Annotated in this window: 11 protein-coding genes; 6 read left to right on the forward strand and 5 right to left on the reverse strand. The window is 73.3% G+C overall.

Going from position 1 to position 12,323, the window contains the following annotated elements; all coding sequences use genetic code 11:
- Nucleotides 1-36 precede the first annotated feature (36 nt).
- Entirely contained in the window at nt 37-1,698 is a 1,662-nt protein-coding gene (locus ACFYXM_RS30200; RefSeq protein ID WP_389294113.1) for a hypothetical protein, read from the forward strand.
- 73 nt (nt 1,699-1,771) lie between these two features.
- Here ACFYXM_RS30200 and ACFYXM_RS30205 read toward each other — a convergent pair whose 3' ends face one another.
- Entirely contained in the window at nt 1,772-3,271 is a 1,500-nt protein-coding gene (locus tag ACFYXM_RS30205) for a PLP-dependent aminotransferase family protein (protein ID WP_389294115.1), read from the reverse strand.
- A 101-nt stretch (nt 3,272-3,372) separates the two neighbouring features.
- On the opposite strand from ACFYXM_RS30205, the gene ACFYXM_RS30210 reads away from it, so the two are divergent.
- The 4 genes from ACFYXM_RS30210 to ACFYXM_RS30225 all read left to right on the forward strand — a co-directional run bounded on the left by ACFYXM_RS30210 (nt 3,373) and on the right by ACFYXM_RS30225 (nt 7,021).
- Complete coding sequence (locus ACFYXM_RS30210) at nt 3,373-4,185, forward strand: YitT family protein (protein WP_389294117.1); 813 nt, start codon at nt 3,373-3,375, stop codon at nt 4,183-4,185.
- Nucleotides 4,182-4,946 (forward strand): glycerophosphodiester phosphodiesterase, encoded by a 765-nt coding sequence (locus ACFYXM_RS30215; protein ID WP_389294119.1) that lies wholly within the window; start codon nt 4,182-4,184, stop codon nt 4,944-4,946. Before ACFYXM_RS30210 ends, ACFYXM_RS30215 begins: the two co-directional genes overlap by 4 nt.
- Before the next feature lie 46 nt (nt 4,947-4,992).
- Nucleotides 4,993-6,381 (forward strand): MFS transporter, encoded by a 1,389-nt coding sequence (locus ACFYXM_RS30220; protein ID WP_389294121.1) that lies wholly within the window; start codon nt 4,993-4,995, stop codon nt 6,379-6,381.
- A gap of 265 nt (nt 6,382-6,646) precedes the next feature.
- Entirely contained in the window at nt 6,647-7,021 is a 375-nt protein-coding gene (locus ACFYXM_RS30225) for an RNA polymerase-binding protein RbpA (protein ID WP_007262928.1), read from the forward strand.
- A 158-nt stretch (nt 7,022-7,179) separates the two neighbouring features.
- On the opposite strand, the gene fxsA is transcribed toward ACFYXM_RS30225, so the two are convergent.
- From fxsA to ACFYXM_RS30245, 4 genes are all read right to left on the reverse strand, one after another.
- Nucleotides 7,180-7,779 carry an FxsA family membrane protein gene (gene fxsA / locus ACFYXM_RS30230; protein ID WP_389294123.1) on the reverse strand — a complete coding sequence of 200 codons (600 nt, stop codon included), beginning with the start codon at nt 7,777-7,779 and terminating at the stop codon, nt 7,180-7,182.
- A gap of 100 nt (nt 7,780-7,879) precedes the next feature.
- The gene (locus tag ACFYXM_RS30235) at nt 7,880-8,647 is read right to left on the reverse strand and encodes a polyprenol monophosphomannose synthase (RefSeq protein WP_389294125.1); all 768 of its coding nucleotides are present in this window, start codon (nt 8,645-8,647) and stop codon (nt 7,880-7,882) included.
- A 560-nt stretch (nt 8,648-9,207) separates the two neighbouring features.
- Entirely contained in the window at nt 9,208-10,854 is a 1,647-nt protein-coding gene (locus tag ACFYXM_RS30240) for an amidohydrolase (RefSeq protein WP_389294127.1), read from the reverse strand.
- Nucleotides 10,855-11,067: 213 nt separating this feature from the next.
- Nucleotides 11,068-11,508, reverse strand: a complete 441-nt coding sequence (locus ACFYXM_RS30245) for an Lrp/AsnC family transcriptional regulator (RefSeq protein ID WP_073790285.1) — start codon at nt 11,506-11,508, stop codon at nt 11,068-11,070.
- Between the two features lie 201 nt (nt 11,509-11,709).
- Between ACFYXM_RS30245 and ACFYXM_RS30250 the strand changes: the two genes are divergently transcribed.
- Entirely contained in the window at nt 11,710-12,108 is a 399-nt protein-coding gene (locus ACFYXM_RS30250) for a hypothetical protein (RefSeq protein ID WP_389294129.1), read from the forward strand.
- Nucleotides 12,109-12,323 lie beyond the last annotated feature (215 nt).

The raw sequence follows: 12,323 nt of genomic DNA on the forward strand, positions 1-12,323 counted from the left end.
GACCGCTTCCACCCCCCTCAGGCTCAGGAGACCGACGTGGCCCGGCGACCACTCCCCCGCATCCTCAGCAGCGGCAGCGTCTCGCTCACCCGCGGCCGCGAGTTCGCGCGCACGGCCACCGACAACGCCACGGACGTCCTCCAGCCGCTGATCACGGTCACCCGCGGTCTGCGGCTGCTGGTCGGCGCCGCCCGGCGCAGGTGGGCCTCGACACCCAAGGACAAGCGCGGTCCCGTGCTGTTCACCGTCGCGGCCTGCGTGTTCGGGCTCGCGGTCCTCCCGTACGGATCCGTCATCGCCCTGGTCTCGGTGATGGGCGCCGCCGCCTGGGCGGGGCGGGAGCGGACACCCGTGCGGACCGGGCCGGACGAGACGGAGACCGCACGGCTGCGTTCCCTGTACGAGGCGCTCGTGCCGCACTTCTCCGTGGCCGACGACCCCGCCCCCCTCTACGCGCACGGCGGCGACTGGCGGAAGGTCCTCAGGGACCACGCGTTCGACGGCGACGGCCGGCCGACACGGCTGCGGATCTCGTACCCCGCCTACTTCACCGATGGCGAGGCCGCCGCCCGCGCCCGGATCGAGGAACTGCTGCACGCCAAGTCGGGACGCGGACGCGAGTACCGCTTCGACTGGGACGAGGAGGGCAACCAGCTCGTGATGAGCGTGCTCGACGCCCTGCCCACCACCATCGGCGCCCAGCGCTTCGTCACCGCGCCGGGGGAGACGGTGCTGGGGTTCACCGACGGCGACGCGGTCCCGCGCACGGTCCCCGTGACCGACGGGGACACCACCAGGGACGCGCCCCCGGTCGTCTGGCGGACCGGCGCCCGTTCCACCGAACCGCACCTGCTCGTCGTCGGGCAGCCCGGCAGCGGCGTCACGACCCTGCTGCGCTCCGTCGCGCTCCAGGCGCTCCAGCACGGCGACGTCCTGGTCGTCGAGGGCAACGGAACGGGCGAGTACGCCTGCCTGACCGGCCGCGACGGCGTACTGGCCGTGGAATGCGGCCCGGCGGGCGCCCTGACGACCCTGGAGTGGGCGGCCAACGAGACCGAGCGGCGGCTGATCACCGCGAACCGCGCCCGGCAGGCCGGCCACCCCGTGCCCGACGACGTCCGGCGTCCGCTCTGGATCCTGCTGGACCGGCCGGGCGTCCTCGGACATCTGACGGCCACCGACGGCCGGCCCGACCCCCGGGACCTGCTCCAGTTGCCGCTGCGGCACGGCAGGGCGGCCAACGTCACGGTGGTCCTGGCCGACCAGTTCGACGACCTGGACGGCCTCGGCGAGACGGTACGGACCCACACCCGGGCCCGCGTCGTGCTCGGCCGCTGCTCCCGCGACCAGATCGCGTCGGTGCTGGGCGCGGAGCCGCACACCACCCCGGCACCGGACGTCCCGCCCGGCCGGGGGTACGCACGCCTGGGCACCGGCCCGGTGCTGCGCCTCCAGGTCCCGGCCACGCCCGATCCGTACGACGAGGCGACCGGCGAGAGCCAGCGGCAGGCGGTCCTCGGGCTGCTGCCCGCCCTGCGGGAGGCGGCCGAACCCGCCGGAGCGGCCGTCGCGGAGCCCGCCGGTACGGCCGTCCCGATCGACACGGCCCCGCTCGTCGCAGCGGCCGTCCCGGACCCGGCGGCACCGTCCGGCCCGACCGCCGCCCTGGCCGACGACGGCGCGAAGGCACGTGGCTGAGCGGCGCCGCGGCGTGGACCGACGGGCGGCGGCGACGGGCCCGCCCGCATGGGGCCGCCCCCTGCCCCGGCCCTCAGGCCACGAACGTCCGCGGCGTCTCGGTCTCCCCGGCCGCCCCCGAGCCGACCAGGCGCGCCGCAGCCGCCAGCCGCACCGCCGCCTCGTCCGCGACCGGACCCGACACCGTGAACGGCAGCCGCACATACCCCTCGAAGGCGCCGTCGACCCCGAACCGGGGCCCGGACGGCACGCGCACCCCGACCCTTTCCCCGGCCACCGCCAGCCGGGAGCCGGAAAGCCCACCGGTGCGCACCCACAGGGTCAGCCCGCCGCCCGGCACCGAGAACTCCCAGTCGGGCAGCTCCCGGCGGACCGCGGCGACGAGCGAGTCCCGGTTCTCCCGCGCCTGTTCGCGCCGCAGCCCCACCGCCTGCTCCCAGCCGCCCGTGCGCATCAGCCAGTTGACGGCCAGCTGCTCCAGGACGGGGGTGCCCATGTCCGCGTAGGCACGGGCGGCCACCAGGCTGCGGATCACGTCCGGTGCGGCGCGCACCCAGCCGATCCGCATGCCGGCCCAGAACGCCTTGCTCGCCGATCCGACGGTGAGCACGGTGGAGCCCGCCGGATCGAAGGCGCACACCCGGCGCGGCATCCGTACGTCCGGGTCGAGGTACAGCTCGTTCATGGTCTCGTCGACGACCAGGACCGTGCCGGCGGAACGGGCCGCGTCCACCAGGGCGCGGCGCCGGTCCTCGTCGGCCAGCGCGCCGGTGGGGTTGTGGAAGTCGGCGACGACGTAGGCGAGGCGCGGCGCGGCCTCGCGCAGCACCTGCCGCCAGCGGTTCATGTCCCAGCCGCCGAGCCCCTCCTCCATCGCCACCGGTACCAGCCGGGCGCCCGCCTCCCGCATCAGTTGCAGGATGTTGGCGTAGCTCGGGGACTCCACCGCGATCCGTTCCCCGCGTCCCGCGAAGAGATGGCAGATGGCGTCGATCGCGCCCATCGCCCCGGTGGTGACCATGATCTGCTCGGGCATGGTCGGGACGCCGAGACCGGTGTAGCGGTCGGCGATCATCTGCCGCAGCGCGGGCAGGCCGGCCGGGTAGTCGCCGTGGGTGTGGGCGTACGGCGGCAGCTCCTCCAGGGCGCCCTGGACCGCGCGGGTCAGCCACGGCTCGGGGGCGGGCAGCGAGGCGCAGCCCAGGTCGATCATCGAGCCGAGCGATTCCGGGGGCAGCGGTTCCAGACCGCGGGCGGGCAGCGGGTTGCCGGCCGGCACGGCGGTCCAGCTGCCGGCCCCGCGACGGGATTCCAGGAACCCCTCGGTGCGCAGCGCCTCGTACGCGGCGGCGACAGTGGTCCGGCTGACGGACAGGGCGAGCGCCAGTTCGCGTTCGGCGGGGAGCCGGGCAGCCACCGGCACCCGGCCCTCCAGCACGAGCAGCCGCACCCCGTCGGCCAGCGCGCGGTACGCGGGCGGCTTGCGCGCGCCCGGTCCGGTGGGCCGGGTGTGCTGGGCCTGGAGCTGCCGGGCGAGCTGTGCCGCGCCGACCGCCGAAGTCCATTGCGCCATGGAAATCAGTCCACCTTCCTCGGATTGGCCATAGTTGGCGGCCGAACCCCTGCCACAGAGTGACATGCGGCAATCCACTCCCACCACTCCAGGGGGCACCCTTGTCCGTCACCTCCGTCCCTCGCGGGGCGCACCTCGCCCGAAGGCTGGTCCAGCTCTACGTCGGTCTCGCGCTGTACGGGGCGAGTTCGGCGCTCCTGGTCCGCGCCGGTCTCGGTCTCGAACCGTGGGGGGTGCTGCACCAGGGGCTCTCGGAGCGCAGCGGGCTCTCCATCGGGGTCGTGTCGATCGTCGTCGGCGCCGTCGTGCTGCTGCTGTGGATACCGATCAGGCAGCGCCCCGGTCTCGGCACCGTCTCCAACGTCTTCGTCATCGGCATCGCCATGGACGGCACGCTCGCGCTCGTGCCCTCCGTGCACGGCGTCGCGGCCCGGATCGCGCTGATGGCCGCGGGGGTGGTGCTCAACGGCGTCGCGACCGGCCTGTACATAGCGGCGCGGTTCGGCCCGGGTCCGCGCGACGGGCTCATGACCGGTCTGCACCGGCGCACCGGCCGCTCGATCCGGCTGGTGCGCACCCTGATCGAGGTCGCGGTGGTGGTGACCGGTTTCGTGCTGGGCGGTTCCCTCGGTGTCGGCACCGTCGTCTACGCCCTCGCCATCGGCCCGCTCGCCCAGTTCTTCCTCCGCCTCTTCGCGGTCGGCGGGGAGCCGGCCGACGGGGGCACGCCCGGGAGCGGGCCCGCGGCCGGGGCCGACGGGCCGGCGGGCGAGGACGGAAGGACGGGCAGGGACGGACCGGGGGGCGGGGAGGCGTCGGTGCCCGCCCGCGGCCGGTCCGTCGCGGCCGGGTCGCCCGGCCGCGGGACCCGTGTCACCGGCCGGACACCGGGACGGGCCATACTGCCGCGGTGACCTCCGTACGCCATCCCTACCTGGACCACCCCGCGACGATCCCCTTCGCCCATCGGGGCGGCGCCGCCGACGGGATCGAGAACACCGCGGCCGCGTTCCGCCGCGCCGCCGACGCCGGGTACCGCTACTTCGAGACCGATGTGCACACCACGGCGGACGGCCGGCTGGTGGCCTTCCACGACACGACCCTGGACCGGGCCACGGACGGCCGGGGCCGGATCGCCGGGCTGCCGTGGAGCGAGGTGCGGCGGGCCAGGGTGGCCGGGCGCGAGCCGCTGCCGCTGTTCGAGGAGTTGCTGGAGACGTTTCCGCAGGCGCGCTGGAACGTCGACATCAAGGCCGAATCCGCGCTGGTCCCGCTGGTCGAGCTGATCCGCCGGACGAACTCCTGGGACCGGGTGTGCGTGGGTTCGTTCTCCGAGGCGCGGGTGGCCCGGGCCCACCGTCTCGCGGGTCCCCGGCTGGCCACGTCCTACGGCGTGCGCGGGGTGCTGGGCCTGCGGCTGCGCTCCCTCGGCATCCCGGCGGCGCTGCGCTCCGGCGCGGTGTGCGCGCAGGTGCCGGAGAGCCAGAACGGGATCAGGGTCGTCGACCGGCGCTTCGTGCGCGAGGCCCACGCCCGCGGGCTCCAGGTGCACGTGTGGACGGTGAACGAGCCCGAGCGGATGACCGCGCTCCTCGATCTCGGCGTGGATGGCATCATGACCGATCACATCGAGACGCTGCGCACGGTGCTGAGCGACCGCGGGGCCTGGGTCTGACGCCCCTCGTGCGCGCGGCTCACGGGGAGAGACGAGGGGGAACGGCTTGAGCACCGAAGCCACGGACACCACCGGGCCGGTGGAACGCGCGTCGGGGCGCGACGACGCCGCCGCGGACCGCGTACGCGAACAACGCGGCTGGTATTTCTACGACTTCGCCTGTTCCGTCTATTCGACGAGCGTCCTGACGGTGTTCCTCGGCCCGTACCTGACGTCGGTGGCGAAGGCGGCGGCCGACGCCGACGGTTTCGTGCACCCGCTCGGCATACCGGTGCGCGCCGGATCGCTCTTCGCCTACACGGTCTCGGTGTCCGTCGTGGTCGCGGTGATCGCGATGCCGGTCGCGGGCGCCGCGGCGGACCGCACGGGCCGCAAGAAGCCGCTGCTCGCGGCCGCCGCCTACGTGGGGGCCGCCGCCACGACCGGCATGTTCTTCCTGGAGGGCCACCGCTATCTGCTGGGCGCGTTCCTGCTCATCGTGGCGAACGCGGCGTTCTCGGTGTCGATGGTCCTCTACAACGCCTACCTGCCGCAGATCTCCGAACCGGACGAACGGGACGCCGTCTCCTCGCGCGGCTGGGCGTTCGGCTACACCTCGGGGGCGTTCGTCCTCGTCCTCGACCTGGTGCTGTACACGGCCCACGACTCGTTCGGGCTCTCCGAGTCCGACGCGGTACGGATCTGCCTCGCATCGGCCGGTGTCTGGTGGGGCGTCTTCACCCTGGTCCCGCTGCGGCGGCTGCGCGACCGCCGGACGCCCCGGAGTGGCGCCGGACCGGGCGCGGGCGCGGCCGGCCCGGGGTGGCGGCAGCTGGCCGCGACGCTGCGCGACATGCGCCGCCATCCGCTGACGCTCTCCTTCCTGCTGGCGTACCTGGTCTACAACGACGGCGTGCAGACGGTGATCTCCCAGGCGTCGGTGTACGGCTCCGAGGAGCTGGGGCTCGACCAGACGACGCTGATCACGGCCGTGCTGCTGGTCCAGGTGCTCGCGGTGGCGGGGGCGCTGGGGATGGGCCGGCTGGCGCGGCGTTACGGCGCGAAGCGTACGATCCTCGGCTCGCTCGTCGTCTGGACCCTGATCCTTCTCGCCGGCTACGTCCTGCCCGCGGACGCGCCGCTCTTCTTCTACGTGCTGGCCTCGGCGATCGGCATGGTGCTCGGCGGCAGCCAGGCGCTGTCGCGCTCCCTCTTCTCGCATCTGGTGCCTGAGGGCAAGGAGGCCGAGTACTTCTCCGCGTACGAGATGAGCGACCGCGGACTGAGCTGGCTGGGGCCGCTGGTGTTCGGTCTTGCATATCAGCTGACCGGAAGCTATCGAGATGCGATCATGTCACTGGTGATCTTTTTCGTGATCGGTTCCGTACTGCTCGCGAGGGTGCCGATTCGCCGGGCTGTGGCGGCTGCGGGGAACCCTGTCCCGGAACGGATTTAGACGTTGAAGTGAAAGGCCGGTAGTGTACGCCTTTGGCCTGCCCGGAGGACCGTTACTGCGAGTGGAAGAAGCAAAACCGTTGGGTGACAACTTCCGCCAGATGTGACAAACCGGGCATTGGTGGGTACCCCAACCCTGAAGAAGCAGCGGCACGACGGGCGACGCATGACCGGCAACGGGAATCTTTACCGCCGACCGGACGTTGACCGGATGACGACGACAGCGACACCTGTCCTGTGGGCGACAAGCCCGGGAGGCACGATTCATGAGTGAGCGAGCTCTCCGCGGCACGCGGCTCGTGGTTACCAGCTACGAGACGGACCGCGGCATCGATCTGGCCCCGCGCCAGGCGGTGGAGTACGCATGCCAGAACGGACATCGATTCGAGATGCCCTTCTCGGTAGAGGCGGAGATTCCGCCTGAGTGGGAGTGCAAGGCGTGCGGCGCCATGGCGCTCCTGGTGGACGGGGATGGCCCCGAGGAGAAGAAGGGCAAGCCCGCGCGCACGCACTGGGACATGCTCATGGAGCGGCGCACGCGCGAGGAGCTGGAAGAGGTGCTGGCCGAGAGACTGGCGGTTCTGCGCTCCGGAGCCATGAACATCGCCGTGCACCCGCGGGACAGCCGGAAGTCCGCCTGACCGTAGGGCACCGCAGTACGACAGAGCCGCGGGCCGTGGCACACCCGGTGTGTGCACCACGGCCCGCGGCTCTGTCGCGTCCGGGCACGGGAACGGCCGCGACAGGGGCCGTCCGTGAACGGGCCGGGCCAAAGGAACCGGCGCCGACCCGTGCGGGATCAGGGGGTCAGCGGCGGCCGGGGGCCGTCGTCGGTGCGGGAGCCCGGCCGCGGCGCGTCGTCGTGGCGGACGACCTCACCCTGCACGATCTTTCCGTCCGGCCGGTGAATCCGGGCCTGCTGAAAGGCGTCGGAGATGCTGCCGGGGGATGCGGCGCGCATCCGGCGTTCCAGCGAGCGCTCGGCGTATCGCCCGAGCATCGAGCGGACCCGCGGCACCAGCAGCAGGAGCCCCGCCACGTCGGAGACCGGCCCCGGGACCATCAGCAGCAATCCGCCGAGCATCAGGAAGCCGTTGCCCCCACCGCCCGCGGGGGCCGTCCGCCCGGTGGTGTCGGCGCCGGGCTGCCCCGGCATCCGCTGGAGGGTCTCGGTGAGATTGCGGAAGGCCCGGCGGCCGGCCCGCTTCACCACCGCCGCCCCGAGGACGAGCCCCGCCACCAGGAGCAGCAGCACGGTGAACCCGCCGGCCGCGTCGGCCACGACGGTGAGCAGCCAGATCTCCAGCACCGCCCAGGCGGCGACGGCGAGCGGGACGAAGGTGCGGGCGCGTGAACGCCTCGGTGCGGTCGGGGGCGGTGTGCCTGTACCGGTCGTCATGGTCCCCAGTGTGCCCGTACGCGCATCCGAACGGCGTAGGGGGGTGAGTCGCGGCCGGTCGCCGGGGCGGGGCGGCCTGATCCGGCCGCCCCGCCCCGGCTCAGACGGCCTTGCGGCCGAGGGCCCGGTTCGTGCGGGTGGCGACACCCCAGGAGGTGACCCGCCACAGCGCCTCGACAAGGATGTCGCGACTCATCTTCGAGTCGCCGATCTCCCGGTCCACGAACGTGATCGGGACCTCGACGACGTGGTAGCCGGCCTCGACGGCGCGACGGGCCAGGTCGACCTGGAAGCAGTAGCCCTGGGAGGCGACCCGGTCCAGGCCGATGCCCTTCAGGGTCTCGGCGCGGAAGGCCCGGTAGCCGCCCGTGACGTCCCTGGTCCGCAGACCGAGGAGGATCCGGGAGTAGGTGCTGCCTCCGCGCGAGATCATCTCGCGGGACTTCGGCCAGTTGACCACTCGGCCGCCCGGCACCCAGCGGGAGCCGAGCACCAGATCGGCGCCCTTGAGCGCGGTGAGCAGCCGGGGCAGTTCCTCGGGCTGGTGGGAACCGTCGGCGTCCATCTCCACGAGCACGCCGTAGCCGCGCTCCATGCCCCAGCGGAAGCCCGCGAGATAGGCGGCGCCCAGTCCTTCCTTGCCCTCGCGGTGCAGCACCCGGACCTGCTCGTCCTCGGCGGCGATCTCGTCGGCGACCTTACCGGTGCCGTCGGGGCTGTTGTCGTCGGCGACCAGGATGTCGGCCTCCGGCACGGCGGCGCGCACCCGGCTGACGATCGGCTCGATGTTCCCGGCCTCGTTGTAGGTCGGAATGATCACCAAGGTTCTGCCGAGCGGGCCGTATCGCCTCTGACCGCCGTCGTTCACTTACTGCCCCTTCAGTCCGTACGCAGATGCACACCTTATCCAGCGTCCGGGGGCCGTACGCCGACACGGTCGGGCACCCGCGGAGGACAGAAGCGGGGAAGTGCGGACAGAAAAGCACGGACGGGACCAGGAGACGGGCGCGACCGCGCGAGGAGACTACGGATGGGGGCCCGGCGCCCTTCGGGCCGGCCTGGGACCCGCTGGCTGCGGGTCGACCGAGAGCCGTTGTCTACTGAACGTCCGGGCCCCACCCGGGTCGCACCCCCGTCCGGCGATGCCTTCCCTCGCCACCGAGGCGCGGGCGCTGAACCTGGCTGTCAGTGGTGGCGCGCCGGTACGGCACACCACCCCGTGACCCAGCGGCGTTCGACGACTGCGTGGAGGTTCGACCGGTCGGGCGTCCTGTGGTGGACCCGGCAGAACCTACCGGCCGGTGGGCGCGTTCTGTCAATACCCATCTGACCTGCGACATTCATGGAACCTGCCTGGTCAGTGGCGGAGATCCGCAGGTCGTGGCGGAACATCGGAACCCTCGATCGACGGTGCGAAATGTCCGTGCGTCACTCGTTCGGTCGTACGTAGACCGTTTGTCCGAAGACAACCGTCCGCAGGCAGACCGGGAGTTCGGCGCCCGGGGTGAGATCCGGCAGTCCGGGGGTGCCCGACCTGGGATCGGTCGACCAGCGGGCGACCCGGTCGTCCGGCGCCTGGACCACGAGGCCGCCGGTGCGCCAGACCGCGTAGTCGGCCGGGGCGCCGGGCACGAGCGTGCCCGCGTCGTCGCGGCCGACGGCCCTCCAGCCGCCCCGGGTGTGGGCGGTGAAGCCCGCGCGCACGGAGATCCGGTGCTCGGGAGTGCGGTGGAAGGCGGCGGCCCGTACGGTCCCCCAGGGGTCCAGCGGGGTCACCGGGCTGTCCGAGCCGAACGCCAGTGGCACACCGGCCCGCAGGAGCGCCGCGTACGGGTTGAGGGTCCTGGCCCGCTCGGCACCCAGCCGCCGCGCGTACATGCCGTCCTCCCCGCCCCAGACGGCGTCGAAGGCGGGCTGCACCGAGGCGGTCAGGCCGAGTTCCGCGAAGGCGGCGACGGTCTCGGGGGTGAGCATCTCGGCGTGCTCGACCCGGTGCCGGGCGGCCCGGATCCGGGCGAGGCCGAGCTTCTCGGAGGCGGCCCGGACGCCCTCCACCACGGCGGAGACCGCCGCGTCGCCGATGGCGTGGAAACCGGCCTGGAGTCCGGCCTCGGTGCAGGCCGTGACGTGGGCGGCGATCCGAGCCGCGTCGAGATGGGCGGTGCCCGTGTGCCCGGACGGGCCGTCGGCGTACGGCTCGTGCAGGCAGGCGGTGTGCGAGCCGAGCGAGCCGTCGGCGAACAGGTCCCCCGCCGCGCCGACCGCGCCGAGTTCCCTGACGCGGCGGGCGTCCTTCTCGTCGGCGACCTCCTCGGCCCAGTAGCCGAAGACCCGCGGGCCGCTCTCCTCGGCCGCGAGCCTCAGCAGTCCGGTGAAGTCCTCCTCGTCGGAGATGTCGGGGCCGCCGCACTCGTGGATGCTGCCGATGCCCAGGGAGGCGGCGCGGTGCAGGGCGGCCCGCTGGGCGTCGGCGCGCTGGCGCGGGGAGACTGCCCCGTGGGCCGCGGCGCGCACCGCGTGGTGGGCGGCGTCGGTGAGCGGGGCGTCGGGGTGGTAGCCGGTCAGCCCGGTGACGCCGGGGACCAGGTCCAGCAGGGCGGTCGTGACGACCGCGGAGTGCACGTCGACGCGGGGCAGGTAGACCGCCCGTCCGCCCGCGGCGGCGTCGAGTTCGGCGCGCGACGGGGGGCGCTGCTCCGGCCAGCGCGTGGCGTCCCAGCCATGGCCGAGGACGACCCGGTCTGCGGGATGCGCGGCCGCGTACGCGCGCAGCAGACCGAGTGCCTCGTCGAGGGTCCGGGCGGCGGAGAGGTCGAGCCCCGTGAGCGCCAGACCGGTCGCGGTGGTGTGCACATGGGCGTCGGTGAACGCGGGGGTGACCAGGGCGCCGTCGAGGTCGATCACCTCGTCGACGCCACTCGCGAAGGCGTCCGCGGCCCCTTCCGAACCCACCCAGGCGACATGGCCGCGTTCGACGACCATGGCGGTGGCGAAGGGGTCGGCGGGGCTGTGGACGTCTCCACCGCGCAGCAGCACGGTGCGGTGTTCGCTCTGGTGGGCGGTGCTCTCGGTCATGGGACCAGTCTCGCGCCTGTCCGCGGCCGTCCTGTCCGCGACCCCCTCGGAGTCTGTCGGGCGACCTCCGGCCGGGCGGCCACGCCCCGGGCACGCACGCTTCCGGCGTCGACGAAACGCCCGTGCGGCTCCCCCACGAGGACATCCCGCCGCCTCGGAACCGCACGCACCCTGCCGCATCCGCCTTCCGGTCGAAGATCACCCGACAGGTTCTCAGATCTTCGGGGGCCGGGCCTCGTACGGCGTGGACAGGACGACGGTGGTACGGGTGGAGACGCCGGCCAGCGAACGGATCCGGGTGAGCAGGTGCTCCAGCTCCAGGGGCGCCGCGACCCGCACCTTGAGGATGTAGTTCTCGTCGCCCGCGACGCTGTGGCACGCCTCCAGTTCGGGGACGTCGGCGAGCCGCTCGGCGATGTCGTCCGGCGCGCTCGGGTCGAAGGGTTTCACCGAGATGAACGCGGTGAGCGGCAGACCCACCGCCTCCGGGTCGACGACCGCGGCGTAGCCCCGGATCACTCCGCGCTGCTCCAGTCTGCGGACGCGCTGATGAACGGCCGATGTGGACAGGCCCGTGGCCTTGCCCAGGTCGGTGTAGCTCATCCGCCCGTCCTTGACGAGCAGCTCAACGATCTGTCGGTCCAGCTCCTCCATGCGGTCAACCTATTGCCCGGGCGCCTCCAGGAACAGCGACGAGGGCCCCGGAGTGACATCTGCGCCCGGCATGTGACGAACGCCACAGGATTACGGCTGGGTAGCGCGCCACCTCGCGGTTACGGCCGACGCACGACGGGAAGTGCTTGCTGTGGTCCAGGCCACGGCGCCGGACCGGGCCCACCCGAGGGGGAAATTCCCATGCAGAGCTTGAAGCTCACCGAACGCTTCGAACCGGATTCCGTCGATCCGGACGACGACGCGGTCGCCGATCCGTACGACATGTTCGAGATGTACCGGGTGATCTGCCCGGACTGCGCGCAGCCGATCGCGCTGCTGGCGGACGAGGACGTGCTGCCGGAGCACGCGCTGTGCCCGACTCCGTGGAACCCGTTCGTCCTGCAGGTCTGCTCCGGAACGGGCCGCGCGGTCTCCCGGACGCGGCCCGCGGACGAGTCGCCCGATCCCCAGGAGCAGGACGGCGGACTGCTGTTGACGCTCCCTCAGGGGCTCGACTGGAGGATGCAGCCCTTCTCCCACGCCGGCGGTCCCGGCTCGCGCCCGATGCGGGCGCCGCGGATGCGGCGCGAGGCCGCCTGAGCCGGCCCCCGCGCCCCGCGGTACGGCCCGGTGACCGTCCGGGCCCGTCCGCCCGGTGGGTGCGCGTCCGGCCCGAGGCCGGGAACCGCACGACGCCGCGGTCCGGCGGCGCCCCGCCCGAGGAACCGCCGCCCCGGGGAACGGCCCCTGGAGAAACCGCCCGGGGAAGGGGCGAACGGGCTCTCGAATCGCTGGGACGGTGACTCGGTCCCGCC

The organism is Streptomyces sp. NPDC002476 (assembly GCF_042889785.1).
GTDB lineage: Bacteria > Actinomycetota > Actinomycetes > Streptomycetales > Streptomycetaceae > Streptomyces.

What these genes read in the sequence shown, in the direction of transcription:
- ACFYXM_RS30205 (WP_389294115.1), bottom strand. Translation starts at nt 3,271, where the DNA reads ATGGCGCAATGGACTTCGGCGGTCGGCGCGGCACAGCTCGCCCGGCAG.
- ACFYXM_RS30225 (WP_007262928.1), top strand. Translation starts at nt 6,647, where the DNA reads ATGAGTGAGCGAGCTCTCCGCGGCACGCGGCTCGTGGTTACCAGCTAC.
- fxsA (WP_389294123.1), bottom strand. Translation starts at nt 7,779, where the DNA reads ATGACGACCGGTACAGGCACACCGCCCCCGACCGCACCGAGGCGTTCA.
- ACFYXM_RS30240 (WP_389294127.1), bottom strand. Translation starts at nt 10,854, where the DNA reads ATGACCGAGAGCACCGCCCACCAGAGCGAACACCGCACCGTGCTGCTG.
- ACFYXM_RS30245 (WP_073790285.1), bottom strand. Translation starts at nt 11,508, where the DNA reads ATGGAGGAGCTGGACCGACAGATCGTTGAGCTGCTCGTCAAGGACGGG.
- ACFYXM_RS30250 (WP_389294129.1), top strand. Translation starts at nt 11,710, where the DNA reads ATGCAGAGCTTGAAGCTCACCGAACGCTTCGAACCGGATTCCGTCGAT.